The sequence below is a fragment of the Neobacillus sp. YX16 genome (genome assembly GCF_030123505.1).
In the GTDB taxonomy this organism is placed as follows: domain Bacteria; phylum Bacillota; class Bacilli; order Bacillales; family Cytobacillaceae; genus Neobacillus.
On the sequence record NZ_CP126115.1, the window covers coordinates 1,729,421 to 1,754,696 of the forward strand.

Sequence of the window (25,276 nt, forward strand, 5' to 3'; positions counted from 1 at the left end):
GGATTATTCTTTTGACGTGGGAGGGGTTTACATGAATTTTGATGAATACCGTGGTGTCTGGATATTCATAGAGCAAAATGACGGAAAAATTGAGGGTGTTTCTTTAGAACTCCTTGGAGCAGGACGAAAGCTTGCTGACAAATTACAAGTTCCGCTAGCAGGTTTTCTACTAGGAAGTGAAGTTAAACCCTTAGCAAAGCAAGTGATTGCTTACGGCGCAGATGAAGTTTATATAGTAGACCATCCAGTGTTAAAGCAATATCGGACAGAATCGTATATGCAGGGGGTTATGCTTTTAGTTGAAAAATACAAGCCGGAAATTATTCTATACGGAGCAACACCCAATGGTAAAGATTTAGCAAGTGCTGTGGCAACAGATTTAGTCACTGGTTTGACAGCTGATACAACTATGCTTGATGTGGATGTAGATAGCCGGTTGCTTGAAGCGAGCCGTCCTGCATTTGGCGGTAATATCATGGCTACTATTCTCTGTAAAAAGCATCGTCCTCAAATGGCAACCGTTAGACCTAAGGTAATGAAGGCACTTGAGCCAGATTCAGGCAAAGCAGGGAGGATTATCGAAGAAAACATAAATCTCAAAGAAGAAAATATGCGGACAAAAGTGCTGCAAATTGTGAATGACGTAACAAAAAAGGCAAATTTAGCTGATGCACATGTGATTGTTTGCGGAGGAAAAGGGATGGGAGATGTGCAAAATTTCCAGATTCTCTATGAGCTTGCAGATACAATAGGTGCAACAGTTGGAGGTACACGTGATGTGGTTGAAGCGGGCTGGCTGCCTCACGAGCTTCAAATTGGTCAAACAGGTGAGACGGTAACACCTAAAATTTATTTCGCTATTGCCTTGTCTGGAGCCATTCAGCATGTTGTAGGTATGAAAAACTCTGATTTAATCATCGCCATTAACAAGGATCCAAATGCTCCAATTTTTGATGTGGCCACATATGGAATAGTAGGAGATGCAATGGAAATAGTACCTAAGTTAATTGAGCAATTTAAGCAGCTGAGAAATGAAAAAGGCGGTGAAATGAGCTATGCCAGAAAAATTTGATGTCATTGTGGTTGGGGCGGGTCCTGCAGGGACTTCATGTGCACTTGTATGCGCCCAAAAAGGCTTAAACGTATTGCTTATTGAGAGAGGAGAATATCCAGGAAGCAAAAACGTAATGGGCGGGGTACTATATCGGAAGCAAATGGAAGAGTTGATTCCAGAGTTTTGGAAAGAAGCTCCACTTGAGAGACCAGTTATCGAACAGCGTTTTTGGATGATGGATAAGGAATCTGTTGTTCAATTTGGTTACAAAGGTCTTGAATGGGGTATTGAACCATATAATAACTTTACGGTATTACGAGCGCAATTTGACCAATGGTTTGCGAAAAAAGCTGTTGAAGCAGGTGCTCTATTAATCAATGAAACGGTTGTAACGGAATGTATTGTAGAAAACGGTAAGGTTATTGGTATTCGAACAGACCGGCCAAATGGGGAAGTCTATGCGGATGTGGTTGTCCTAGCAGATGGTGTAAATTCACTACTCTCCAAGCAGCTAGGCTTTCATAAAGAATTCCGTCCGGATGAAGTGGCCTTAACGGTAATGGAAGTTATTAATTTACCGAAAGAAAAAATTAATGATCGCTTCAATCTAGAGGATAACCAAGGATGTACCATTGAGATTTTCGGTGATTCAACCAAGGGAAACCTTGGTACAGCCTTTTTATACACCAATAAGGACAGCTTAAACATTGGGGTTGGTACAACTCTATCAAGCATGATTAAAGCAAAACTGAAGCCATATGACCTCTTAGACTATTTAAAGACACATCCAATGGTTAAACCAATGCTGGCAGGCGGAGAATCCGCAGAATACCTTGCCCATCTTATTCCAGAAGGAGGATATCGTTCTGTACCAAAGGTAGCTGGAAATGGTGTATTGGTTGTTGGTGACGCTGCTCAGTTAGTTAACGCCATCCATCGTGAAGGTTCGAACATGGCAATGCATTCAGGGTTACTTGCTGCTGAAACTGTAATAGAGGCGAAGTACCGCGGAGACTTCTCGGAATCTAGCTTAAATCTCTACCGTCAAAAGCTTTATGATAGCTTCATAATCAAAGATTTAGAGAAATATAAAGACGCAACACATACATTTGAGAATAACCCACAATATTTTAAAGAATACGTACCGATGATGAACAAAGCAATGAGCAAATTCTTTACAGTTGACGGAACACCAAAACGTGAAAAACAAAAAGAAATTATGAAGAGTGTAACATCAGAAAGAGGAACGATTAAAGTAATACAAGATATTTATCGAGCTTGGAAGGCGGTGAAATAATGTCAACTAAGAATATTGAAGAAAAACAGTACCTTCTTCGATTTAAGGCTGATACGAAGTCACATTTAACCGTAATGGACGATGATATTTGTGCTACACAATGCCCAGATAAAATTTGTACCATTTTCTGTCCAGCTGAAGTGTACAAATGGGAAGGATTAAGGATGCAGGTTGGTTATGAGGGCTGTCACGAATGCGGAAGCTGTCGAATAGGCTGCCCATATCAAAATATCAAATGGGAATATCCAAAGGGCGGACATGGAATTGTCTTCCGTCTAGCATAATATTAAAGGTGTTGCTTGCGCTTGCGAGCAGCACCTATTTTTATTGTTAAGGAAGGTTACTCATAAAGTAAGTAGTAAGTAGATGAGAGCCCAAGAACTGCAAAAAAGAAGAAGGAGCGGTCACTCATAGCGTGGATGAGAACCCGTGAATAGCGAAAAAAAGGAAGGGCAGTCAATCATAGTTTGGCAAGGGAACCCTAGGCTATGTAGTTTGATTTCACTATTTGTGGGTTTATTCACAAGTAAGGGTAAAAAGAAGGTGAAGCAAAAGGGGATATTTTTAGAGGATTAACTTATTTTTTCTTGAAGGTTTAAGGTGGAGAGTTGATCTTGTTTACTTGACGAAACCAATGAGCAAGCAAGCTCATGTGCATGATCCATAGAATTCATAATTGGAGAACAATAGAAAGGTTTCTTCCAATTAAAATCACCATCATAATTAGAGTGATAGATACTTACTTTCCAATGATAGTATATCTTTGCCTGTGGGAGCTGCACTCCTTCAACAGCAATAAGCCAATGTGTAGAAGGTGAATCCAAGTCAAAAGATTCGTATTTCTTTAGTGCGAGTAGGTCATTAAAACCAATTGGTATCAAAGCCTTTTGATAAAAGTCATGGTAATTAGGGGTTTTCATGTTCTAGCCCTCCCTTTTATGTTCTAACTATATTATATGATAGTTTATGAGTTTTTTTGAGGTTAAATGTTAAAATTTTTCGAAAATATAAAGCGCATTCATAACATGTTCCTTTATTTGTATAGATGTGACTGGTGTCACTTCATTTATTAAGACTAACTTTTATACTAAAAACAAATTAATGAAGAAGAGGTGTATGCAGATGAGCGGCTGTATGAGCAGTTTTGGCGAGATGTCTCCTGTAGAACTAAGTAAAGGACTTAATCAATTAAAGTCTGAGCATCCTCCGTTATTAGCACAATTAGAGGGATTATTCAAATTAACCAAGCAAATCGAAGAAGATTCTACTAGTGAGAATACCTTTGAAGAATTGATTAATAAGGTTAATGAATTTAAGGCAGCACTTGATCCTCATTCAGAACGAGAAGAAGGTGTTCTATTTCCAATGATGGGTGTATATATAGGGACAGCCTCTGGACCTATTGCAGTTATGGAATATGAACATGATCAAGCTAAGGCAAAAATTCATGAATTTCTAGAAAAAGCTGCTTGCACCCAAACCGATGAGGAGAAGAAAAAATCAGCCGAATTAGTCAAGAATGCTTACTACATTTTAACGGAGCACTTTGCTAAAGAAGAAAATGTCCTTTTCCCTATGGCAGAGCATATGCTTTCAGATGATGAAAAAGAAGAACTGTACCAAAAAATTCAGGAAATAAAATAAGGATGGGCTATCAGGCCCATCCTTATTCTAATTCTCTTGATTCCATTTTTGTACCATTTGATCACTTGGAAGGAGGAAGGCCAATAATCCAAGTAATGGCAGAAATCCAATCGAAGAAACCATTGCTGACATACTAAATAAATCTGCTAAATATCCAAGTCCTACTGAACCGATTGCCCCCATACCAAAGGCGAGTCCCACGGTTAGTCCAGACATTGTCCCGATTTTTCCAGGGACAAGCTCTTGTGCAAAAACTACAGTAACTGAAAAATTGGTCATTAATATAAATCCTGTAAGCATAAGAAAGATAAATGCAATAAAAGATGGTACAAAAGGAATAAGTATAGAAAATGGTATAGTCAGTAACATGGAAACAGATATTAATTTTTTCTTCCCGAACCGGTCAGCCAACGGGCCTCCAAAAAAAGTACCAAAGGCACCAGCGATTAAAAACGCAAATAGGAAAAGCTGTGATTCCTTAATCGTTAGGGAGTATTCTTCTATTGCAAAGAAAGCGTAAAAATTAGTCATCCCCGATATATACCATGACCTTGCAAATATCAGTAGTAGAATTAAAAATAGTGATTGCTTAACCTTTTTTGAAAGACCAGCTTTTTTACTTGACATTGAATTTTTCTTTTTTATTATAGGCAGGTTTTCAACTAATCTCTGTTTATACCAATTAGCGATGTAGATTAATAACAATACTGCTAATGCGGCAACTAGCGAAAACCATGAAGCACCTTGCTGTCCAAGTGGGACAAGGATGAGTGCTGTGATTAGTGGAGCTAATGCCTGCCCCGTATTACCGCCTACTTGATAAATAGATTGTGCCAGTCCTCTTCTTTTCCCTGCAGCCATAAAGGCTACCCTTGATCCTTCAGGATGAAAAATAGCTGACCCAAGCCCAATAAAAATGACTGAAAGAACAATCATACCGAAGGACGGAGCAAACGCCATTCCAAGAACACCACCCAATGTTAGGGTAAGTCCAATTGGTAATGCGAAAGGCATTGGTCTTTTATCTGTGACGAAGCCAACTACTGGCTGTAACACAGACGAAACCATATTTAAGGAAAAGGCAATAATTCCAAGCTGAGTAAAGGATAAACCCATTGATTTCTCTAGAATTGGAAACATCGCTGGGACAACAGCTTGTATGGCATCATTAAGTAAATGACAAAGCCCGATGATAAAAAGAATATTAAACATTGTCGTGTCTGCGGTCTTAGTTGTTTTTGCAGACACTGTAGCAGGTTGACCCATTAACTAGCACCTCATTTATGAAATTATCAAACTCTTAATAATCCTATCTTACATAAATTCTATAGAAATGAGAAACGGAATGTTTCTAAGTCCGGAATATTTAAATATAATTAAGTAGAAAGGGAATTATGAATGAAAAAGGGGAGTATGAATGGAGAAATCAGTTGAAATTTTATTTACAGAAACTATTCTTAAGGGCTTTTTAAAGGTTTTCGAATTACAAACAGAGGTAAAAAAACTTGGAGATTTTGAGAATTATGTGTTTGAGGTAAATAGTTCAGACAAACCTGTAATTCTGAGAATCACTCATATTTCTCACCGAAGTAAGGATGAAATTCTTGCTGAACTCGAATGGATGAATTATTTAAACAAACAAAACATAAATTGCCCAGAAGCATTCCCATCATCCAATAATCAATTAATTGAAACACTACCAGCAGGTGACGGTTCATGTTTTTTTGCTTGTCTCTTTTCAAAAGTACCTGGTTATCCTGTAAAAATAAAATCATCGGAATTTAATGACCAGTTATTCCATGCTTGGGGTGAAGCCATTGGTCAGATGCATGCTGTCACAAAGAATTACCAGCCAAGTAAAGAGAGAAAGCTTCGTCCGACTTGGGTGGATGAGGAGCTCCTTGATATTGAAATCTATGTTCCAAATGAAAATGAGATTATCAAGAATACAAAACTGTTAATAAATAAATTGAAATCGCTTCCGGTAAAGAAGGATAATTTTGGACTAATCCACAGTGATGTCCATTCAGGGAACTTTTTTTATGATGGTGAATCTGTTCATGTATTTGATTTTGATGATTGTAGCTATCATTGGTTTGCCTCAGATATTGCTATCCCGCTTTATTATTCAATTATGTACGGATATCAGGATGCAAGTGAACGTGAGCGGGAACAGTTTGCTACGAATTTTCTTGCACATTTTATTAAAGGATATGAGCAGCACAATACCTTGCCAAAGTGTTGGAAGGAGCAGCTCCCGTTGTTTTTTATGCTGAGGGACGTTACTCTTTATTCTGTTTTACATAAAAAAATCTCACCGGAAGAAAGAGATGATACTATAAATAAAATGCTAGAAGCATTGAAATCAAGAATCATAAAAAAAGAACCGATTGTAAATCTATGTTAAATTGACACCACCTCAAAAATTTCTTATAATAATCTTGAAGTCGAGATAAAAAGAAAAGCGGAAGCCCCTAGATAATTTGATAAGCGTAAGCTTAATAAAAAGGATGAGTTTTTATGGAAAATGATACAGTATCTCAATCATTGAAGCTATTTATCGTTCTTTCAAGAGCATATAAAGCGATTAATGAACATGTTAATAAAGTGATTCAAGCAAGTGGCTTAAACCCGACTGAATTTGCCGTATTAGAGCTTTTATATCACAAAGGTGATCAGCCAATGCAGCAAATTGGCGGGAAAATATTACTTGCAAGCGGCAGTATCACTTACGTAGTAGATAAATTGGAACAAAAAGGACTGTTGATTAGGATAGCATGTCCGAATGACAGACGTGTTACGTTCGCACAAATTACAGAGAAAGGGAAAGACTTTATTCAAGAGATTTTCCCAGAACATGCGCAGCAAATCCATTCACTAATGTCTAGTTTAACTGATTCCGAAAAACTAGAAGCCATTGAATTATTAAAGAAACTAGGATTGCCTGCGGGTAAATTTTAATACGGCTCATGCCGTATTTTTTCTTTTTTAAAGGAATATTAATGGAAAGTGTTGAATTGATTATAGTTGAAATTTTTTAACTAAAGGGGATGTTTCAATGAGATTTGAAGAGTATACATATATCCGTCCAAACCTAGAAAGTATTACAGGGAGATTTGAGGGTGCAATAGAAAAATTTAAAAATGCAAATTCAGTAGAAGAGCAAAGCTTGGCGATGAACGAAGTAAATGAAATTAGAAATGATATTGGCACGATGTTTAATCTCTGCTATATTCGCCATTCCGTTGACACAAACGATGAATTTTATAAAACAGAGCAAGATTATATGGATGAAATGCAGCCAGAAATCGAGGGGCTGGTTACAAAATATTATCAGGAGCTTGTTCAGTCCAAGTTTCGCGCGGAATTAGAAGCTAAATTGGGCAAACAATTATTTGCCTTAGCGGAAGGGCAATTAAAGACCTTTAAACCAGAAATAGTTCCTTTATTACAAAAAGAGAATCGCCTTTCAACTCAGTATACAAAACTAATTGCTTCTGCAAAAATTATTTTTGAAGGGGAAGAACGTACCCTAGCGCAATTAGAGCCTTTTACTGAATCAACAGATAGGGAAATGAGAAAGCGCGCAAATGAAGCGAAGTTTGGATTTTTAGCTGAACATGAAGAAGAACTCGACCGAATTTATGATGATCTTGTTAAAATTAGAACTGAAATTGCCCATGCTTTGGGGTATAAAAATTTTGTCGAGCTTGGCTACTACCGAATGATGAGAACTGACTACAATTCTGAGATGGTTGCGAATTTCCGTCAGCAAGTGAAGGATTTTATTGTGCCAATTGCAACCTCTTTAAAAGCGCGGCAACAAGAACGAATTGGCGTGGAAAAATTAAGATATTTTGATGAAGGCTTCAAATATCAAACAGGCAATGCTGTACCAAAGGGCAATCCTGAATGGATTATTGAAAACGGACAAAAAATGTATGAAGATCTTTCAAAGGAAACAGGGGAGTTCTTCCAATTTATGCAGGATAACAACCTCATGGATCTTGTGGCAAAGAAGGGGAAAGCTGGTGGAGGTTATTGTACATTCATTGAAAACTACAAAGCTCCGTTTATCTTTTCCAATTTTAATGGGACTTCTGGGGATATTGACGTACTTACACATGAAGCAGGGCATGCATTCCAGGTTTATTCAAGCAGGAATTTTGAAATTCCTGAATATTATTGGCCAACCTATGAAGCTTGTGAAATTCATTCGATGAGTATGGAGTTTTTTACTTGGCCATGGATGGAGTTATTCTTTGAAGAGGATACAGATAAATATAAATTTTCACACTTAAGTGATGCTTTATTATTCCTGCCATATGGTGTTTCTGTTGATGAATTCCAACACTGGGTATATGAAAATTGGGAGGCGTCACCTAAGGAACGAAAGCAGCAATGGCGCGAAATTGAAAAGAAATATTTACCTCATAAAGAGTATGACGGGAATACTTATTTAGAGAATGGTGGTTTCTGGCAGCGTCAAGGTCATATTTTTAACTCACCTTTCTATTATATTGATTATACGTTAGCGCAAATCTGTGCCTTCCAATTTTGGAAACGTTCAAGAGAAAACCAAAAAGAGGCTTGGATTGATTATGTAAATCTTTGCAAGCTTGGTGGCAGTATGTCATTTACAAGACTTGTGAAAGAAGCTAATCTAATTTCACCATTTGAGGATGGCTGCGTACAGTCTGTTGTTGGTGAGATAGAGACATGGTTAAATTCTATTGAGGACCAAAAACTATAATAATAAATGAAAAGCGAAGCCCACAAGGCTTCGCTTTTCTATTAACAAACTTTTATATTTCCTGCAGTAACAATCAGACGGCCATCTTCGATGGTAGCAGATAAATTATCTGCCTCAGGCTGATCGAGGATAAAGTCTGCAATGTTATCCTCAATATGCTCTTGAATCACTCTACGGAGCGGACGTGCACCAAATGCTGGATGATAGCCTAACTCTGCTAGTTTTTCTTTTGCTTCTAGGGTAATAGTAAATTCAATATTTTGCTCTTTTAGGGTTTCCTTTAAATCATTTATCATTAAATCAACAATCTGCATGATGTGTTCTTTGTCAAGTGAGTTAAATTCTATAATACTATCAAAACGATTTAAAAACTCTGGCTTAAAGAAGCTGCCCAGTGAATCTAAGATAGAAGCTTCTTCTATTGCGTCATTGGTACCAAAACCAACATGGATCGTTTTGTGTCCTACCCCAGCATTACTTGTCATGATAATAACTGAATCCTTAAAGCTAACTGTTCTTCCTTGACTGTCTGTAAGACGCCCGTCCTCGAGAATTTGCAAAAACATATGCTGGACATCTGGATGGGCCTTCTCAATTTCATCCAATAAAATAATGTTGTATGGATTTCTTCGTACCTTTTCAGTCAGTTGCCCGGCTTCATCATGACCAACATAGCCTGGTGGTGAACCTATTAGTTTAGAAATGCTGTGTTTTTCCATATATTCGCTCATATCGAGACGAATCATTGCTTCCGTTGAACCAAACAGTTCTTCGGCGAGCGATTTGGAGAACTCTGTTTTACCAACTCCCGTTGGACCGACAAAAAGGAAAGAGCCAATCGGACGATTCTTTGATTTTAAGCCGGCGCGGCTTCTTCTTATCGCCTTTGTAACCTTTTCGACCACCTTTTTCTGACCGATGACTTTTGTATTTAGGTTTTCTTCAAGGTGCTTCAGCTTTTGCTGCTCATCCTCTTGTAATTTGCCAACAGGAATACCGGTCTTTTGTTCAATAATTTCTTGAATATGTGATACCTCGATAACCGGTCTGCTGATTTCTGAAGTTTCATTTAATGATTTTTCCAGCTTAGCTTCTTCGTCACGAAGTGCTGCTGCTAATTCATAGTTTTCATTCTTAAGGGCCATATCTTTTTGAACAGCTAATTCTTTTAATCGGTTCTCTATCTGATCCATGCTAATACCATCAGAAGTAAGGTTTAATTTAGATCCGGCTTCATCCAGTAAGTCAATAGCCTTATCCGGCAGGAAACGATCCTGGATATAACGCTGTGACAATTGAACACATGCTTTCAGTGCAGCATCAGAATAAGTTACTTCATGAAAGTCCTCATATTTTTTCTTGATTCCTTTTAAGATTTCAATGGCTGCCTTGGGTGTTGGTTCAGCAACCTGAACGGGCTGGAAACGACGTTCTAAAGCAGCGTCTTTTTCAATTTGGCGGTATTCCTTCAAAGTAGTTGCACCAACTAGTTGAAGTTCACCGCGTGCGAGAGCTGGTTTTAAGATATTTCCTGCATCCATTGATCCTTCTGCAGAACCTGCCCCCACTAGGAGGTGGATCTCATCAATAAATAGGATAATATTTTTACGCTCCTGTAATTCTGCAATCAATTGCTTCATTCTATCTTCAAACTGACCTCGAATACCTGTATTGGCGACCAATGAAGCAACATCTAGCAAATATACTTCTTTATTTTTTAATTTAGCCGGCACTTGACCATCGACAATTTTCATTGCCAGTCCTTCAGCGATAGCGGTTTTTCCGACACCTGGTTCACCAATTAACACCGGATTATTTTTATTGCGTCGATTTAATATTTCAATAATCCTTTTAACCTCACCATCACGGCCAACTACAGGATCAATCAAGCCGGCTTTGGCCATATGGGTTAAATTACGTCCAAATTGATCAATAAAGCCACCAACATTACGCTGAGAAGCCTGTTGCTTCCTCTTTGGCTGGATTTTTTCATTAGGATTCATATTCAAAAATAGGTCTTCTAATGGAAAACCAGGAAAGGAGTTCATTTTAGGAGTTAAGCCAGTACTGATTTTATTTTTATTGGCTGCATAACATTCATGACACAGCTTCAAATCACTGTGAGCTCCGTTAATATTTAGATTTAATTGAACAGTGGCTTGGTCTTCTTTACACAATTGACAAAGCATAAAATAAAACCTCCCTAAAGATATAATAATTTTTTTGACTTTGACTATATTTGACCTTATGCAAATAGTATAATTTGACCTTCCTTGACTTTCAAGTAGACTGCTTATGGTAATTTCTTCAAAAGAGAAATTGACCTCATTTTAAAAAAGCTCGTCTTTGTTTGTCCCTTTGCTCATATATTGAATTTAAGGGGGAGATGAGGTGAAAAGAAATTGGTCAGCTGCTTTCCAAATCGCCGCAGTCTACGTTGGTACAGTTGTTGGTGCGGGATTTGCTACAGGGAGAGAAATCGTTGAGTTTTTCTCACGGTTTGGCTTCATTGGGTTTTTAAGTATATTATTGAGTGGCTACCTCCTTATCGTATTAGGGTCAAAGTTGATGAGAATTGCTGCTCGGATTAATGCCGTTTCGTATCAGGAATTTAATGTACACTTGTTTGGGAAATGGGCAGGCAGCGGTATTAATATAATCATGCTTTTTATGCTTTTAGGAGTAACTGCTGTAATGCTTGCAGGTGCAGGAGCGGTCTTTGAGGAACAATTGGGTCTTTCAAAGAATTTAGGAGTGTTTATTACAATTTTTTTATCTTTTTTAGTAATGCTTGTCGGTACAAAGGGTCTATTCGCAGTCAATTCATTTGTGGTACCCATTATGGTTTGCTTCAGTCTTATGTTAATGACACTTTCTATTAAACAGTCAGACTTTTTGAATCACTTATTATTTGTACCTCATGCGGAGGATGGCTGGAAAAGTATCTTAGCACCTTTTTCATATACAGCTTTAAACCTTGCTTTGGCACAAGCAGTACTTGTTCCGATTGCGAATGAAATTAAGGATGATTGGACCATCAAATGGGGAGGGATTTTAGGAGGGACAGCATTAACTGTCATTTTAATCTCAAGCCATTTCACCTTGATTATGCTTCCGAACTTAGAAATTTATGAGATTCCGATGGCGATAATTATGAAGCAGATAGCACCTTTTTTTTATTGGATATTTGTCCTTGTTATTTATGGGGAAATCTTCACTTCAGTCATTGGAAATGTTTTTGGACTCGATCGTCAGTTAAAGCAATTTGTTAATGTCCCTACTTTCATTACCATTTCAGCAATCTTTATCATTTCTTATATTATCAGTCTTATTGACTATAGTAAACTTTTGTCTAATCTTTACCCATTGTTTGGCTATATTAGCCTTATCTTTTTTGTCCTTTTATGGTTGAAGCCTCTAAACGATAAAGTAAATAAATCATAAAAATAGGAAAAGCATTGTCCATTATTTAGACAGGTGCTTTTCCTATTTTAACGGTAAAATAATAAAAATCATGATGTCAAAAACAATATGGGAAACAATGACTAATGGCATGCTTCTCTTCCATAGATATAGTGCACCCCACATAAGCCCAGAAAGGAATGCTGCAAGCATTAAGATTAGTGTACCTGAATAAATATGAACGGAAGCATAAAGAAGTGCACCAATGAAAATACTCGTTAATGGTCCGAAGTAGTGAAGCAGTCTTTTTTGAACAAATCCGCGCCAAAAGAGTTCTTCCCCAGGAGCTGCCACTAAAATTAGTGCAAGGTACTGCCAAAATAGTGCAGGAGCAAACCAGCGATAGAGTTTATTAACACTTTTCTCAAAAGGCAGATTTAGAACGTCAAAGGCTTGAAGCCCCATCCAAAAAACCAAATACAAGATTAATCCTGAAACAGTACCTAGAGAGAGATATTTAAAAAATGATGCTTCATCATCCACAGCTTCTTGAAACATCGCATAAGTAATCAAAATAAGGAGTGAACCAGTAAATATATACCAGAAAATTACCCGGTCATAAAAAGTGAAATACATAAGTGCATGAGAAATGATTAGCCCAGTAATTAGTCGAAGATCAAAATTGCGATTCTTCAAGTATCGATTACCTCCTTTCTAACAATAAAATTCATTTTAACAAAAAAGAATTATGAAAGGAAATGATTACATCACACTTTTGAATAATTCCACTAATAAGAATGAAGAAATTGAAAAAAATAGTAAGGTGAATGGAAAGGAGGAAGGACGATGAGCAAATCTAAAAGTCAAGAAGAGCGGGAATGGACTGTTCGTAAACAAGACCAAAATCCTCATGGAAAAGTAAAATCAAAAGAACAGCTCTTAAAAGAAGCTGGACAAGATAAATAAAAATGGTTGTGTTAATGCTATATGTTGATTTTGGCACTCTGTTGATTTGCGCGGAAGGCACGGGACTCCTCGAAAATGCTTCGCATTTTCTTCGTGCGTGGGCGGATTCGAGGATGAAAAAATCAGTGTCCTGCGGGAGGACGGGGCAGGGGAGACCCCACAAGCGCTTAAGCGCCGAGGAGTAGGAAAAGCGGAAGCGCCTTGTACAGCCCCGACAAGCGCTGGAGGGCCTGACGATGAAGTCGTTCTTTGACTTCAACGTTGGGACCGAAGTGACTCGAGGGGCTAGGCGCTGCAGCTAGACAGGCTCCCCGAACCTCCCTAAGGTCCGCGAAGTGCCTCGTGACAGGCAGAGACCGCCTGTCACTGCGATGCTTATTCAAAGAAGCTTTCCTTAGTGGAGCGGAAATCAACAGACAATTTTAACACAGCCTACAAATAAAAAGGCAGCCCTTGGCTGCCTAATCTATAAAGCTATTAATTTAATAAGCGCTTTCTTTTACTATCTTATAATTTTTATGGTTTACAACAGTCCGCTGATCCAATTCTAGATCACGGTAATTATCCATTAACGTCAGGTCGACTATGACAGAATTTTCATTTACCTTTTCTACAATCCCTTTTAATCCGCCGCGGAATTCAATGATATTTCCAACTTCTGCTTTTTTCATTAGTCTCTCTCTCCTTTACTTGACAAATTGTAGATACTTATTTACATAACAGTTTGCACTACTTTTATAGTTTCGTAAAGGGTTTTATTTGACAATTTCGTTAATTATTAATAAAAAATGCAATCGTTTTCATTCATTACCCTATTTTCAGGGGATAAAGGTGCAAATGTTGACTATTATCATGAATCTTACTATAAAATGTTAGTGAGGTGATGAAGAATATGCAGGAACAATATGTGAACGATATTTTAGAAAAACTAAGATTAGGTGAACTTTCAGAATACTATGTAAAGAAGGAAGACTTTATGGAATTTCGTCAGTTCCTTGTTAAAAGGGAAGATTTTAAACATTTTCGCGGCATAGGTCAGCGGGGTGGAGATGTATTATACCAATATTTGAAAGAGCCTAGAAGCTAACATTAGAATTATCCATTTAGTTTTATAAATAGAAAATAAACCATATAGTGAATAGGGGGATTGCTTTGGAGACATTTATTCTCTCTATAGACCAAGGTACAACCAGCTCAAGAGCTATTCTATTCAATAAGCAGGGAAAAATTGTTTTTTCTGCACAAAAAGAGTTCACTCAGTATTTTCCTAGACCAGGCTGGGTGGAGCATAATGCAAATGAGATTTGGGGTTCAGTGCTGTCAGTTATCGCTGAAGTATTGTCTGAATCGGGAATAAAACCAGAGCAGATTGCTGGTATAGGTATCACCAATCAACGGGAAACCACGGTAATTTGGGATAAGGAAACAGGAGAACCTATATATAATGCAATCGTTTGGCAATCAAGGCAAACAAGTGATATTTGCGAGGAATTGAAATTAAACGGCTATAGTGACCTTTTTCGCTCGAAAACGGGGCTTCTTATAGATGCCTATTTTTCAGGAACAAAAGCAAAATGGATTTTGGATCATGTTGATGGTGCGCGTGAAAGAGCATCGCAAGGCAAGCTTTTATTTGGAACGATTGATACTTGGATCGTTTGGAAGCTTTCTGGAGGTCGTGCACATGTAACCGACTATTCCAATGCATCAAGGACACTAATGTTTAATATATTTGACCTCCAATGGGACGATGAATTATTGAAGATATTGGATGTTCCTAAATGTATGCTTCCTGAAGTGATGCCCTCGTCTCAGGTTTATGCGAAAACCGTTGATTATCACTTTTTTGGCAGGGAAACACCAATCTCTGGGATTGCTGGCGATCAGCAGGCAGCACTTTTCGGGCAGGCCTGTTTTGAGCCGGGTATGGCTAAGAATACGTACGGAACAGGTTGTTTTATGTTGATGAATACTGGAGATAAAGCAGTCCGGTCAGAGAATGGCTTATTGACAACTATTGCCTGGGGGCTAAACGGGAAGGTAGAATATGGTCTTGAAGGAAGTATCTTTGTTGCAGGCTCTGCTATTCAATGGCTTCGTGATGGTTTGAGGATGTTTAAGGAAGCTAAGGATAGTGAGTCCTATGCTGGCAGAGTGGAATCCACGGATGGTGTATATGTTGTTCCTGCATTTGTTGGATTGGGGACGCCCTACTGGGATAGTGATGTACGAGGTGCTGTTTTTGGCTTAACAAGAGGAACCACGAAGGAACATTTTATCCGGGCCACTCTCGAATCATTAGCCTATCAAACCAAAGATGTACTATCAGCAATGGAATCAGATTCATTAATAAAACTGAAAACCCTTCGCGTAGATGGTGGTGCCGTGAAAAATAATTTATTAATGGAATTCCAATGTGATATTTTAAATGTACCAGTAGAAAGAACGAAAGTAAGTGAAACAACTGCGCTTGGAGCTGCCTATTTAGCAGGTCTTGCAGTAGGGTTCTGGGAAAGTCAGGAAGAAATATCAAAACAATGGGCAACCGATCGAAAATTCATTCCGAATATGGCAGAAGAACAGCGTGACAGCCTATATAATGGCTGGAAAAAAGCAGTGGAGGCTGCGATGACTTTTAAATAAAATTAATGGTCTTTTTCTATTTAGGAGGAAAAGGGATGAAATTTTCTAACATAAATAGAAATGAAATGATTGATAGCCTTAAAAATAAGGAATTTGATGTTCTAGTTATTGGCGGGGGGATTACTGGTGCAGGGATTACACTGGATGCTGCAACTAGAGGTATGAAAACTGCACTAGTTGAAATGCAGGATTTTGCTGCTGGAACATCTAGCCGTTCAACCAAATTGATTCATGGCGGACTTCGTTATTTAAAACAATTTGAAGTAAAAATGGTAGCTGAAGTAGGTAAAGAAAGAGCAATTGTTTTTGAAAACGGCCCTCATGTAACAAAACCTGTATGGATGTTACTTCCGATTTATAGAGGAGGAACCTTTGGAAGGCTGAGCACATCGATAGGGTTAAGACTGTATGATTTCCTTGCGGGAGTAAAAAGTAATGAGCGAAGAACCATGTTAACAAAAGAACAAACATTAGAAAAAGCACCTTTACTAAAGAAGGAAGGATTAATAGGGAGCGGCTACTATGTCGAGTATCGTACGGATGACGCGCGTTTGACAATTGAAATCATGAAAGAGGCATATCTATTTGGTGCAGCACCAATAAATTATACAAAGGTTGTTAACTTTGTTTATAAAAATCAAATGGTTGCTGGTGTCGTTGTTGAGGATCAGTTAACAGGAGAAAAATATCAGATTTGTGCAAAAAAAATTATTAATGCTGCGGGTCCATGGGTGGAAGAAGTGCGTGAACTCGATCATTCTAAAAATGGGAAAACCTTGCAATTGACTAAAGGTGTCCATCTTGTGATAGATCGAAGCACTTTTCCCTTGAACCAATCCATTTATTTTGACACCCCTGATGGAAGGATGGTATTCGCTATCCCTCGTGATGGAAAAACGTATGTTGGCACAACGGATACTTTTTTTAATCAAGATAAGCTCCAGCCTTTCGTTACTAAAAACGATCGAGAATACTTAATCAATGCAATTCAATATATGTTTCCTGAAGTGGCAATTAACGAAGCTGACATTGAATCAAGCTGGGCTGGGTTACGGCCACTCATTTATGAGGAAGGCAAGGAAGCATCGGAAATATCACGTAAGGATGAAATTTGGGAGTCAAAAACGGGTTTGCTTACGATAGCTGGAGGAAAATTAACGGGTTATCGAAAAATGGCAGAAGCCATTGTTGACCGATTATCAGTAAGTCTGGAAAAGGAACAAAGAATCAGTTACCAAAACTGTAAAACAAAGAAATTGCCTATCTCCGGTGGTCATGTAGGAGGTTCGCACAATTATCCTGCTTTTACAAAAGAAAAAACGGCTAAGGGTATCGAAAAAGGGCTAACTCCATTAGAGTCAGAAAAGTTAGCTCTCATGTATGGTTCCAATGTTGATGTGGTTTTTGATTTACTATTGGAGAATAAAAGTGATGCGTTAAAATACGGTATTCCAAATCAGCTGTTTGCAAAGCTAGTTTATTCAATCCAATGTGAAATGGTCGCAACACCAACAGATTTCTTTACAAGGAGAATTGGAGCTGTCCTATTCAATATTCATACTGTCCACTCCTATAAACAACAAGTAATAGATTATATGGCCGAGAAATTGAAATGGGATGACACAATCAAAGAATTGCACACAAAAGAATTGGAAATGGCTCTGAAAATTGCATCTGGTACTAGTAATTGATAGCAGGAGAAAAAAATAAAATAGCGATACAAGATGATGAGCTGCCTAAATGGTCAGCTTATTTCTTTTTGGCTGTGTTACGGTAACTGTTGGTTTAGTATGTTGATTTGTGCGGAAGGCGCGAGACTCCTCGAAAATGCTATCGCATTTTCTTCGTGCGTGGGCAGATTCGAGGATGTAAATCAATGTCCTGCAGGAGGACGGGACAGAGGAGACCCCGCTTATCTCTTAGCGCCGAGGAGTAGGAAAAGCGGAAGCGCCTGTACAGCCCCGACAAGCGCTGGAGGGCCTGACGATGAAGTCGTTCTTTGACTTCATCGTTGGGACCGAAGCGACTCGAGGGGCTAGGCGCTGCAACTAGACAGGCTTCCCGAACCGCCTGTAGCACAAATCAACAGCCTTATTTAACACAACCTTTTTTTTGAAAAATTAGGCTTAAATTATGGCGAAATGGTGAACTTTTTTAAAAAAACAAGATGTCGATTTTTTAATGCGCTTACATAAATGGTTTTTTGTTGTCTGTATTGTTTGAAAATGTTATCCTAGCAATTGTATGAATTTCAAAAAATAAATGAGGCTAGCTGTTTACATACTCCATCTTCTTTTGGAGAAAATATAACAATTAGTTCAGTTATACTTATCTGACTATATGCTGTTAGATATGGAATAGCCAGTGTCATTTTATATTAACGAGAAGGAGTTTGATTGAACATGACAGAAAAACAATTTAAAGTAATAGCTGATACAGGGATTCACGCAAGACCTGCAACCCTGCTTGTACAAACTGCGAGCAAATTTGATTCAGAAATCAATTTAGAATATAAGGGTAAAAAAGTTAACTTAAAATCCATTATGGGTGTTATGTCTCTTGGAATTGGCCAAGGAGCAGATATCTCAATTAGTGCAGAGGGCAGTGACAGTGCAGAAGCATTAAGAAGCCTTGATGAATTATTGAAAAAAGAAGGACTGGCTGAGTAATGACATTTTTACAAGGAATTGCTGCTTCGAATGGCATTGCCATTGCAAAAGCTTATCGGTTAGTAGAACCAAACTTATCATTTGAGAACCAAACAATAGAGGATGCAGATTCAGAGGTATCTCGTTTTAAGGAAGCTATAGAGAAATCTAAAGCAGAACTTGAGGCAATTCGCGATCGTGCTCAGATTGAACTTGGTGCAGATAAAGCAGCTATCTTTGAGGCGCATTTACTTGTCCTTACTGATCCAGAATTAAATGGACCAATTGAAGATAAGATTAAGTCAGAAAAAGTAAATGCAGAAGCTGCATTAAAAGATACTGCAGACATGTTTGTTATGATGTTTGAACAAATGGACAATGAGTATATGAAGGAACGTGCTGCCGATATACGTGATGTTACAAAGCGCGTTCTGTCACATTTACTAGGCGTACAATTAGTAAATCCAAGTATGATCGCTGAAGAAGTAATTATTGTGGCAGAGGATTTAACACCATCCGATACTGCTCAATTGAACCGACAGTACGTATTAGGATTTACAACAGATATCGGTGGACGAACTTCCCATTCTGCGATTATGGCTCGTTCCATGGAAATTCCAGCAGTAGTTGGAACAAAAAGTGCTACGGAAGATGTTAACAATGGTGATTTAGTCATTGTCGATGGTCTAAAAGGTGAAGTACATATTAATCCGACTCCTGAACTGGTGGAAGAATATCGCAACATTCATCAGCAATATGAGGCTCAGAAAACCGAATGGGCAAAGCTTGTCAATGAAAAAACGGTATCAGCGGACGACCATCATGTTGAATTAGCTGCTAATATTGGTACTCCTAAAGACTTAAAGGGAGTAATTGAAAACGGTGGAGAAGGTGTAGGACTTTACAGAACTGAATTCCTTTATATGGGAAGGGACCAGCTTCCTACTGAAGAAGAACAATTTGAGGCATATAAAGCTGTTTTAGAGGGTATGAATGGTAAGCCAGTGGTTGTTCGTACTTTAGATATTGGCGGCGATAAAGAGCTTCCCTACCTTCAATTGCCAAAAGAACTTAATCCATTTTTAGGTTTTAGAGCCATTCGTTTATGTTTAGAGGAACAGGATATCTTCCGTACTCAGCTCCGAGCGCTTCTAAGAGCAAGCATTTATGGTAACTTAAAAGTAATGTTCCCGATGATTGCAACGTTGGATGAGTTCCGTGAAGCTAAGGCAATCCTTGAAGATGAAAAACAGAAGCTTATTACTGCAGGCCAAAAGGTTTCCGACAGTATTGAGCTAGGGATTATGGTTGAAATTCCTTCAACTGCTGTTTTAGCTGATCAATTTGCTAAAGAGGTTGACTTCTTTAGTATTGGTACGAATGATTTAATTCAATATACAATGGCGGCTGACCGGATGAATCAGCGTGTATCCTACCTATACCAGCCATATAGCCCGTCTATTCTACGATTGGTGAAGATGGTTATTGATGCTGCACATGCAGAAGGTAAATGGGCTGGGATGTGCGGTGAGATGGCTGGAGACGAAACAGCAATCCCACTTCTAATTGGTCTTGGATTAGACGAGTTTTCAATGAGTGCAACGTCAATCCTTAAAGCACGGTCACAAATTAAAAAGTTAAGTAAAGCCGAAATGGAGAAGCTTGCCAATCAGGTTTTAAATATGCAGACAACGTCACAAGTAATTGATGCTGTTAATGCTGCAACAAAATAATACATGATTCAAAGAGGCAGAGTAATTCTGTCTCTTTTTGTCGTACATGTTTTAGGAATAAGAGGAAATTTTTAGTATAATGGAAATAGACAAGTTAAAGGGGGATCTATGATGGAATTAAATCTTAGCGGGAAAACAGCGCTCGTAATTGCTTCTAGCCAAGGGCTAGGATTTGCTATCGCTCAAGCGTTAGTGAAAGAAGGAACGAATGTAATGATTTCGGGCAGGGATGAGGAAAAACTTAAAAAGAAGGCTGAGGAATTAGAATCTATCGGGTTGGGGAAGGTTGGTTTCCAAAAATCAGATATCACAAAGACAGAAGATATTAAACTACTTGTATCAAAAACAATAGATACATTTGGTGGTCTTCAACTACTTGTCAATAATGCAGGCGGTCCACCGGCAGGAACCTTTGAGGATTTAACAGATGATGAATGGCAAAGTGCATTTGAATTAAATTTATTATCATATGTACGTGTCATTCGTGAAGCATTGCCCTACCTAAAAAAGGATGGAGGAAAGATTCTTAACATCGCTTCATCTTCAATTAAAGAGCCAATACCAGGCTTAATACTCTCTAATACCTTTCGAACCGGTATCGTTGGACTATCTAAGTCATTAGCATCTGAATTTGCTTCATACAATATCTTAATCAATACAATCGCGCCAGGTCGCATAGCAACTGATCGTGTTAAGCATTTAGATCAAATTAATGCGGATAAACAAGGAGTCGACATAAATACGGTTGAATTATCAATGAAAGAGACAATTCCTCTTAAGAGATATGGAACACCTGAGGAATTTGCCAATGTAGCAGCCTTTCTTCTATCAGATGCTAATACCTATATGACTGGGAGTTCGTTTTTAGTTGATGGGGGCATGATTAAAGCTATTTAACCTCACAGTTATTATTCCAATAATCAACCTCATTTTACGTTTATTACCAAAAAAATTTGGTTAAGGTAAAAACATAAAGGAGTGTTTAAACATGCGGAGAAGTAGAAAACTGGTTTTTGTTCTAGTGTGTATCATGTTTATTGGAACTTCACTTACTGGTTGTGGATTACCCCTATCAAAAGAACTAATTGTTAATCGTTACGCGGATGCCTTGTTAACGAAGAATAATGAACTTCAATTCCGCTTCAGAATCAATAATGAAATATTAGATAGACATGAGTTATATAAAGTAAAGGTTACGATCCATGATGATCAGCTTGCGGCTGCAATTGGTAAACGTGAAATCATATACGGAGAGGATCAAGTTCTAAATGGAGAATATTTAGAGGTAGAGGGTAAAAGTGAAAAATATATTTTTATGGACCCGCTCCCCCTAAAGGAAGATTTACACATCTATGAATTAAAGAATATGATTGAAAAAAATCAGGCAGTTTCAATAGAAATATTCAATAATCAGGAAGTTTTTGGACGTGTCTATTTAACAAATTTTTCATCAGAGCTATGAAATTATTGTTTATCTTGATTTGAACTAGGAGAAACTATGTAAGTGCATAAATTTGGAGATTGAGCACGATAACCGGAAAGTACTTAGTTCCGGTTTTTTTGCGTTACTCCATATATAATAAAAAGGTGAAAATACGAAATCGGAGGATTGATTTATTTTGTTAACTCCAGAAAATACTGTAATTGGTTTTATTGGGACAGGCGTAATGGGGAAAAGTATGGCAGGACATTTAATGGCAGCGGGGTATCCGTTAATTGTTTTTTCAAGGACCAAGGAAAAGTCGGGTGAACTATTAGAGAAAGGCGCTATTTGGGTAGATACACCAAAAGAAATGGCAGAGAAGGCTAATGTTATTATTACAATGGTTGGCTATCCTTCTGATGTGGAAGAAATCTATTTAGGGGAAAATGGCTTAGTTAATAATGCTAAATCAGATAGTTATCTTATCGATATGACGACTTCAGCCCCATCACTTGCAAGGAGAATATATGAGGCTGCAAATGAAAAAGGTATTCATACCATTGATGCCCCTGTCTCTGGCGGTGATGTTGGTGCACAGGAAGCGAAACTGTCCATTATGGTAGGCGGAGAAGAATTAGACGTTGAAGCGATAAGACCACTTCTAAATCTCCTGGGAACAAATATTGTTTATCAAGGTAAAGCAGGTGCCGGACAGCATACAAAAATGTGTAATCAAATTGCGATAGCTTCAAATATGATTGGTGTTTGCGAGGCCATCATTTATGCCGAAAAAGCAGGATTAAATCCAGAATCAGTGTTAAAAAGTATTACCACTGGCGCTGCTGGAAGCTGGTCATTAAGCAATCTTGCTCCAAGAATGCTGAACGGGAATTTTGAACCAGGATTTTACATAAAACATTTCATTAAGGATATGAAAATCGCCTTAGATGAAGCAGAGCAAATGGAAATGAAAGTTCCTGGTTTAGCTTTGGCAAAATCGCTGTATGATCAACTTGCTGAAATGGGCGAGGAGAATAGTGGAACACAGGCATTATATAAATATTGGAAGTCCTAATACGTGTTGTATAAATTCCTCCTGTTTTCAAAAAATAAGCTAGAAGTTGAAATAGGAGGAAACTTTATATGGCTAAACGAACAAAAAAGAATGACCCGCAGCAAAAAAACAAAAAGGGATTCGATTCTGCTGTCTTAAATGAAGAATTTGCTCATGAAATGGGATCTGCAGCAACAAATAAAATTCATAAAGATAAAGCAAAAAAAGAAAAAGCATCCAAAAATAATGGACAATACAAAGGTCAATAACAGAAATACCCTCACATTTTAGCAGTGAGGGTGTTTTTTATTATTTTACTATGTTAAAGCTAATATGGATTTTGGCACAAATCAACAGCCAATTTAACAGAGCCTATTATTTAAAAATTGTTCCATTCTATTTAATCCGATTTCTAACGTTTCGAGTGAACAGGCAAAGGAAAGTCTAAAATAACCTTCACCGAATTCAGAGAATGCACTTCCAGGAACTACAGCTACCTTTGCTTGATGTACCATCTCAAGAGCAAAGTCAAAACTATTCACAGGGATTGATTCAGGGATTTTAACAAAGAAATAAAATGCCCCGTCTGGCTTAACTACACTTAGCCCCATTGCGGTAAGACGATTGTAAACATAGTCTCTTCTTTGGATATATTCCCTTTTCATCGGGATAGCATCATCCATTCCCGTGGTTAATGCTCCTAAAGCTGCTTTCTGAGCAATTGAATTGGCACAGGATACATTGTATTGATGTACCTTTAATATGTGCTTGGTAATATCTTTAGGAGCGAATAGGAAGCCAATTCTCCATCCAGTCATCGAATGAGATTTTGACAATCCATTAATTACGATTGTTTTCTCTTTTAAAAAGGAAGCAATCGAAAGATGGTGCTGATCATAAGTGAGCTCGCTGTATATTTCGTCTGCGAGGACAAAGATTTCTCTCTCTTTCAAGTAATCAGCAATTTCTTTTAACTCCATTTCAGTGAGGCTTACTCCTGTTGGGTTTGATGGGTATGGTAAAACAATGCAGCGTGTCTTATCGGTGATATAAGGCTTAATCATTTCTAACGTAAAACGGAACTGATTCTTTCTTATATCGACATGAACTGGAACTGCTCCACACATACGAATAATTGGTTCATATCCAGGATAAATAGGTCCTGGCAGGATAACTTCGGTCCCTTCCGTTAGAATGGTTCTAAAGGATATATCAATAGCCTCACTTGCACCCATTGTGACAATGACTTCAGATTCTGCTTCATAGGAAAGACCATATTTTTTTTTAACAAAATCGCATGCGGCAGTTCGTAATTCAATGATTCCAGCATTAGGTGTATAGGAAGTGAAATTTTCCTCGATTGCTTGAATGCCAGCCAGCTTTACGTGCTCTGGTGTATGAAAATCTGGCTGTCCAATTGTAAATGAAATCACATCATCTATATGAGATACCATATTATAAAATTTTCTGATGCCTGAAACCTCTATTTCTTGAACTTTGGAATTAATTAAATGCTCCACCCTTGTTCATCCTTTCATCGCTTTCATGAATACTCTGATTATAAACAGATTTATAGAAATATTCTACAATAATGGACTAGAGTAAGTAGAGAGAATATAAAAACAGCCTGAATGATTTTCAGGCTGTTTTTTAAGGGGGGAGTTTATATCAACTTATAGAGTATTATTAATAACCATAGTCCCAATCAACTTCATCTTCATGCCAGAAAACGGGAGAGACCGAATCGAAAGTAACAATTTTATTATCTAACTTACAGCTGCATTGCTCACAGCCACATTGGTTTTTTATTTCTTCGAATACTGTTTGCTCAACATCTTCAATAAATGTAATCCTCTGCTCTTGAAAAAGAATCGCTGTCCCTTTCATGTTTAAGGCACCTCTTTATGATTTAGTCTTATGATTGTATTGTAAACTTAATCGTTAAAAGGGTCTATAACTTGTGAGAGAGTTCACAAAATTATCAATAAATTGTAGCGAAATTATGTACAAAAAAATACGTAAAAAGGCCAGGTGAAATTTAGCCTTTTTACGTATATCGTTCTCCTAACTTTTTAAAAATCGGTTTTTGATATGGACGGTTTTTTCTATGATTTGAAGGTGGTTGTTCCATTTCTGTAATGCCCGTATATTGCTGTAATATGCCTCTTGCTTGGTTAAGAGAAAGTGAGGTTTTTGGATTTCTCACACTTCCATCTAATTTGCCCAAATGAGGAAGCTCAGCAAAATCAGACTTTGTAGGAGGAATATGAAAAGTATAATGGCCGCACTGAACGAGGACATCCGATTGCTGTTTGCTATTACGAGGATTTTCCGAAAAATGAAGTCCTACTTTTTTTGCTTTGCCTTCATCTATTAATTTTTTTAATGATTCATGCTTTAGTTTATATAAATATTTGGGGTTCGTTGCTGTTTTGGCATGGCGATTAACAATAAAGAGAGCTTGTGAGAGGTTATCTATCGTTAGCTTCCCTTTTGGGTGGGGGATTTCCCTTTCATGAGTCAAGTTATGTACTCCTTTCAAATTAAAAACAGAGCAAACCTAATTCCTATTGTTCCCATTTATTCTTTTAGGTTCCTACGGTCAACTTAAGATATAATGTCATTTTTAAGTTTTAGTGAAATAGTCATTATTTTCTTT

26 protein-coding genes are annotated in these 25,276 nt (G+C 37.8%); 18 read left to right on the forward strand and 8 right to left on the reverse strand.

What is annotated here, in order from left to right:
• Nucleotides 1–31 precede the first annotated feature (31 nt).
• From QNH48_RS08505 to QNH48_RS08515, 3 genes are read left to right on the forward strand one after another with little or no spacing between them, the layout of a single operon-like run.
• The gene (locus QNH48_RS08505; protein WP_283954555.1) at nucleotides 32–1,072 is read left to right on the forward strand and encodes an electron transfer flavoprotein subunit alpha/FixB family protein; all 1,041 of its coding nucleotides are present in this window, start codon (nucleotides 32–34) and stop codon (nucleotides 1,070–1,072) included.
• A complete protein-coding gene (locus QNH48_RS08510; protein WP_283954556.1) occupies nucleotides 1,056–2,351 on the forward strand; it encodes an FAD-dependent oxidoreductase in 1,296 nt (431 codons plus the stop codon). The genes QNH48_RS08505 and QNH48_RS08510 overlap by 17 nt, the downstream gene beginning before the upstream one ends.
• Nucleotides 2,351–2,635 (forward strand): ferredoxin family protein, encoded by a 285-nt coding sequence (locus QNH48_RS08515; RefSeq protein ID WP_283954557.1) that lies wholly within the window; start codon nucleotides 2,351–2,353, stop codon nucleotides 2,633–2,635. The genes QNH48_RS08510 and QNH48_RS08515 overlap by 1 nt, the downstream gene beginning before the upstream one ends.
• A gap of 288 nt (nucleotides 2,636–2,923) precedes the next feature.
• Here the strand turns inward: QNH48_RS08515 and QNH48_RS08520 are convergent, their stop codons facing one another.
• A complete protein-coding gene (locus QNH48_RS08520; protein ID WP_133369542.1) occupies nucleotides 2,924–3,271 on the reverse strand; it encodes a hypothetical protein in 348 nt (115 codons plus the stop codon).
• Nucleotides 3,272–3,485: 214 nt separating this feature from the next.
• Between QNH48_RS08520 and QNH48_RS08525 the strand changes: the two genes are divergently transcribed.
• Complete coding sequence (locus QNH48_RS08525; protein ID WP_283954558.1) at nucleotides 3,486–3,995, forward strand: hemerythrin domain-containing protein; 510 nt, start codon at nucleotides 3,486–3,488, stop codon at nucleotides 3,993–3,995.
• Between the two features lie 27 nt (nucleotides 3,996–4,022).
• Here QNH48_RS08525 and QNH48_RS08530 read toward each other — a convergent pair whose 3' ends face one another.
• A complete protein-coding gene (locus QNH48_RS08530) occupies nucleotides 4,023–5,261 on the reverse strand; it encodes an MFS transporter (RefSeq protein WP_283954559.1) in 1,239 nt (412 codons plus the stop codon).
• A gap of 151 nt (nucleotides 5,262–5,412) precedes the next feature.
• On the opposite strand from QNH48_RS08530, the gene QNH48_RS08535 reads away from it, so the two are divergent.
• The 3 genes from QNH48_RS08535 (at nucleotide 5,413) to QNH48_RS08545 (ending at nucleotide 8,748) form a co-directional block, all read left to right on the forward strand.
• Complete coding sequence (locus QNH48_RS08535) at nucleotides 5,413–6,402, forward strand: phosphotransferase enzyme family protein (protein ID WP_283954560.1); 990 nt, start codon at nucleotides 5,413–5,415, stop codon at nucleotides 6,400–6,402.
• 113 nt (nucleotides 6,403–6,515) lie between these two features.
• Nucleotides 6,516–6,956: a MarR family winged helix-turn-helix transcriptional regulator gene (locus tag QNH48_RS08540; protein ID WP_283954561.1), complete on the forward strand. Its 441-nt coding sequence runs from the start codon at nucleotides 6,516–6,518 to the stop codon at nucleotides 6,954–6,956.
• Between the two features lie 97 nt (nucleotides 6,957–7,053).
• Nucleotides 7,054–8,748, forward strand: a complete 1,695-nt coding sequence (locus QNH48_RS08545) for a M3 family oligoendopeptidase (protein ID WP_283954562.1) — start codon at nucleotides 7,054–7,056, stop codon at nucleotides 8,746–8,748.
• Between the two features lie 41 nt (nucleotides 8,749–8,789).
• On the opposite strand, the gene QNH48_RS08550 is transcribed toward QNH48_RS08545, so the two are convergent.
• Nucleotides 8,790–10,937 carry an ATP-dependent Clp protease ATP-binding subunit gene (locus QNH48_RS08550; RefSeq protein WP_283954563.1) on the reverse strand — a complete coding sequence of 716 codons (2,148 nt, stop codon included), beginning with the start codon at nucleotides 10,935–10,937 and terminating at the stop codon, nucleotides 8,790–8,792.
• A 202-nt stretch (nucleotides 10,938–11,139) separates the two neighbouring features.
• On the opposite strand from QNH48_RS08550, the gene QNH48_RS08555 reads away from it, so the two are divergent.
• Nucleotides 11,140–12,192 carry a YkvI family membrane protein gene (locus QNH48_RS08555; RefSeq protein WP_283954564.1) on the forward strand — a complete coding sequence of 351 codons (1,053 nt, stop codon included), beginning with the start codon at nucleotides 11,140–11,142 and terminating at the stop codon, nucleotides 12,190–12,192.
• A 42-nt stretch (nucleotides 12,193–12,234) separates the two neighbouring features.
• Here QNH48_RS08555 and QNH48_RS08560 read toward each other — a convergent pair whose 3' ends face one another.
• Nucleotides 12,235–12,846, reverse strand: a complete 612-nt coding sequence (locus QNH48_RS08560) for a CPBP family intramembrane glutamic endopeptidase (protein ID WP_283954565.1) — start codon at nucleotides 12,844–12,846, stop codon at nucleotides 12,235–12,237.
• Between the two features lie 150 nt (nucleotides 12,847–12,996).
• Between QNH48_RS08560 and QNH48_RS08565 the strand changes: the two genes are divergently transcribed.
• The gene (locus QNH48_RS08565; RefSeq protein WP_283954566.1) at nucleotides 12,997–13,116 is read left to right on the forward strand and encodes a DUF6254 family protein; all 120 of its coding nucleotides are present in this window, start codon (nucleotides 12,997–12,999) and stop codon (nucleotides 13,114–13,116) included.
• 482 nt (nucleotides 13,117–13,598) lie between these two features.
• On the opposite strand, the gene QNH48_RS08570 is transcribed toward QNH48_RS08565, so the two are convergent.
• Nucleotides 13,599–13,787, reverse strand: a complete 189-nt coding sequence (locus QNH48_RS08570; protein WP_090758199.1) for a YkvS family protein — start codon at nucleotides 13,785–13,787, stop codon at nucleotides 13,599–13,601.
• Nucleotides 13,788–14,008: 221 nt separating this feature from the next.
• Here QNH48_RS08570 and QNH48_RS08575 point away from each other — a divergent pair, with 221 nt between their 5' ends.
• The 9 genes from QNH48_RS08575 to QNH48_RS08615 all read left to right on the forward strand — a co-directional run bounded on the left by QNH48_RS08575 (nucleotide 14,009) and on the right by QNH48_RS08615 (nucleotide 22,886).
• The gene (locus QNH48_RS08575) at nucleotides 14,009–14,203 is read left to right on the forward strand and encodes a protein YkzS (protein WP_095247841.1); all 195 of its coding nucleotides are present in this window, start codon (nucleotides 14,009–14,011) and stop codon (nucleotides 14,201–14,203) included.
• 65 nt (nucleotides 14,204–14,268) lie between these two features.
• Nucleotides 14,269–15,759 carry a glycerol kinase GlpK gene (gene glpK, locus QNH48_RS08580; protein WP_283954567.1) on the forward strand — a complete coding sequence of 497 codons (1,491 nt, stop codon included), beginning with the start codon at nucleotides 14,269–14,271 and terminating at the stop codon, nucleotides 15,757–15,759.
• A gap of 35 nt (nucleotides 15,760–15,794) precedes the next feature.
• Complete coding sequence (locus QNH48_RS08585; RefSeq protein WP_283954568.1) at nucleotides 15,795–17,450, forward strand: glycerol-3-phosphate dehydrogenase/oxidase; 1,656 nt, start codon at nucleotides 15,795–15,797, stop codon at nucleotides 17,448–17,450.
• Between the two features lie 711 nt (nucleotides 17,451–18,161).
• Nucleotides 18,162–18,428, forward strand: coding sequence for a phosphocarrier protein HPr (locus tag QNH48_RS08590; protein WP_283954569.1), 267 nt, complete (start codon nucleotides 18,162–18,164; stop codon nucleotides 18,426–18,428).
• Nucleotides 18,428–20,140 (forward strand): phosphoenolpyruvate--protein phosphotransferase, encoded by a 1,713-nt coding sequence (gene ptsP, locus QNH48_RS08595; protein WP_283954570.1) that lies wholly within the window; start codon nucleotides 18,428–18,430, stop codon nucleotides 20,138–20,140. Before QNH48_RS08590 ends, ptsP begins: the two co-directional genes overlap by 1 nt.
• Before the next feature lie 111 nt (nucleotides 20,141–20,251).
• Nucleotides 20,252–21,037 carry an SDR family oxidoreductase gene (locus QNH48_RS08600; RefSeq protein WP_283955719.1) on the forward strand — a complete coding sequence of 262 codons (786 nt, stop codon included), beginning with the start codon at nucleotides 20,252–20,254 and terminating at the stop codon, nucleotides 21,035–21,037.
• 91 nt (nucleotides 21,038–21,128) lie between these two features.
• Nucleotides 21,129–21,602, forward strand: a complete 474-nt coding sequence (locus QNH48_RS08605) for a hypothetical protein (protein WP_283954571.1) — start codon at nucleotides 21,129–21,131, stop codon at nucleotides 21,600–21,602.
• Nucleotides 21,603–21,759: 157 nt separating this feature from the next.
• Nucleotides 21,760–22,638: an NAD(P)-dependent oxidoreductase gene (locus QNH48_RS08610; protein WP_283954572.1), complete on the forward strand. Its 879-nt coding sequence runs from the start codon at nucleotides 21,760–21,762 to the stop codon at nucleotides 22,636–22,638.
• Between the two features lie 68 nt (nucleotides 22,639–22,706).
• Nucleotides 22,707–22,886, forward strand: a complete 180-nt coding sequence (locus QNH48_RS08615) for a hypothetical protein (protein ID WP_095247833.1) — start codon at nucleotides 22,707–22,709, stop codon at nucleotides 22,884–22,886.
• Nucleotides 22,887–22,979: 93 nt separating this feature from the next.
• On the opposite strand, the gene QNH48_RS08620 is transcribed toward QNH48_RS08615, so the two are convergent.
• From QNH48_RS08620 to QNH48_RS08630, 3 genes are all read right to left on the reverse strand, one after another.
• Nucleotides 22,980–24,137, reverse strand: a complete 1,158-nt coding sequence (locus QNH48_RS08620; protein ID WP_283954573.1) for an aminotransferase A — start codon at nucleotides 24,135–24,137, stop codon at nucleotides 22,980–22,982.
• Nucleotides 24,138–24,303: 166 nt separating this feature from the next.
• Nucleotides 24,304–24,504, reverse strand: a complete 201-nt coding sequence (locus tag QNH48_RS08625; protein WP_283954574.1) for a hypothetical protein — start codon at nucleotides 24,502–24,504, stop codon at nucleotides 24,304–24,306.
• Nucleotides 24,505–24,664: 160 nt separating this feature from the next.
• Nucleotides 24,665–25,141, reverse strand: coding sequence for a YkyB family protein (locus QNH48_RS08630; RefSeq protein ID WP_095247830.1), 477 nt, complete (start codon nucleotides 25,139–25,141; stop codon nucleotides 24,665–24,667).
• Nucleotides 25,142–25,276 lie beyond the last annotated feature (135 nt).

What these genes read in the sequence shown, in the direction of transcription:
- QNH48_RS08505 (WP_283954555.1), top strand. Translation starts at nt 32, where the DNA reads ATGAATTTTGATGAATACCGTGGTGTCTGGATATTCATAGAGCAAAAT.
- QNH48_RS08510 (WP_283954556.1), top strand. Translation starts at nt 1,056, where the DNA reads ATGCCAGAAAAATTTGATGTCATTGTGGTTGGGGCGGGTCCTGCAGGG.
- QNH48_RS08515 (WP_283954557.1), top strand. Translation starts at nt 2,351, where the DNA reads ATGTCAACTAAGAATATTGAAGAAAAACAGTACCTTCTTCGATTTAAG.
- QNH48_RS08520 (WP_133369542.1), bottom strand. Translation starts at nt 3,271, where the DNA reads ATGAAAACCCCTAATTACCATGACTTTTATCAAAAGGCTTTGATACCA.
- QNH48_RS08525 (WP_283954558.1), top strand. Translation starts at nt 3,486, where the DNA reads ATGAGCAGTTTTGGCGAGATGTCTCCTGTAGAACTAAGTAAAGGACTT.
- QNH48_RS08530 (WP_283954559.1), bottom strand. Translation starts at nt 5,261, where the DNA reads ATGGGTCAACCTGCTACAGTGTCTGCAAAAACAACTAAGACCGCAGAC.
- QNH48_RS08535 (WP_283954560.1), top strand. Translation starts at nt 5,413, where the DNA reads ATGGAGAAATCAGTTGAAATTTTATTTACAGAAACTATTCTTAAGGGC.
- QNH48_RS08540 (WP_283954561.1), top strand. Translation starts at nt 6,516, where the DNA reads ATGGAAAATGATACAGTATCTCAATCATTGAAGCTATTTATCGTTCTT.
- QNH48_RS08545 (WP_283954562.1), top strand. Translation starts at nt 7,054, where the DNA reads ATGAGATTTGAAGAGTATACATATATCCGTCCAAACCTAGAAAGTATT.
- QNH48_RS08550 (WP_283954563.1), bottom strand. Translation starts at nt 10,937, where the DNA reads ATGCTTTGTCAATTGTGTAAAGAAGACCAAGCCACTGTTCAATTAAAT.
- QNH48_RS08565 (WP_283954566.1), top strand. Translation starts at nt 12,997, where the DNA reads ATGAGCAAATCTAAAAGTCAAGAAGAGCGGGAATGGACTGTTCGTAAA.
- QNH48_RS08570 (WP_090758199.1), bottom strand. Translation starts at nt 13,787, where the DNA reads ATGAAAAAAGCAGAAGTTGGAAATATCATTGAATTCCGCGGCGGATTA.
- QNH48_RS08575 (WP_095247841.1), top strand. Translation starts at nt 14,009, where the DNA reads ATGCAGGAACAATATGTGAACGATATTTTAGAAAAACTAAGATTAGGT.
- QNH48_RS08585 (WP_283954568.1), top strand. Translation starts at nt 15,795, where the DNA reads ATGAAATTTTCTAACATAAATAGAAATGAAATGATTGATAGCCTTAAA.
- QNH48_RS08590 (WP_283954569.1), top strand. Translation starts at nt 18,162, where the DNA reads ATGACAGAAAAACAATTTAAAGTAATAGCTGATACAGGGATTCACGCA.
- ptsP (WP_283954570.1), top strand. Translation starts at nt 18,428, where the DNA reads ATGACATTTTTACAAGGAATTGCTGCTTCGAATGGCATTGCCATTGCA.
- QNH48_RS08600 (WP_283955719.1), top strand. Translation starts at nt 20,252, where the DNA reads ATGGAATTAAATCTTAGCGGGAAAACAGCGCTCGTAATTGCTTCTAGC.
- QNH48_RS08605 (WP_283954571.1), top strand. Translation starts at nt 21,129, where the DNA reads ATGCGGAGAAGTAGAAAACTGGTTTTTGTTCTAGTGTGTATCATGTTT.
- QNH48_RS08615 (WP_095247833.1), top strand. Translation starts at nt 22,707, where the DNA reads ATGGCTAAACGAACAAAAAAGAATGACCCGCAGCAAAAAAACAAAAAG.
- QNH48_RS08625 (WP_283954574.1), bottom strand. Translation starts at nt 24,504, where the DNA reads ATGAAAGGGACAGCGATTCTTTTTCAAGAGCAGAGGATTACATTTATT.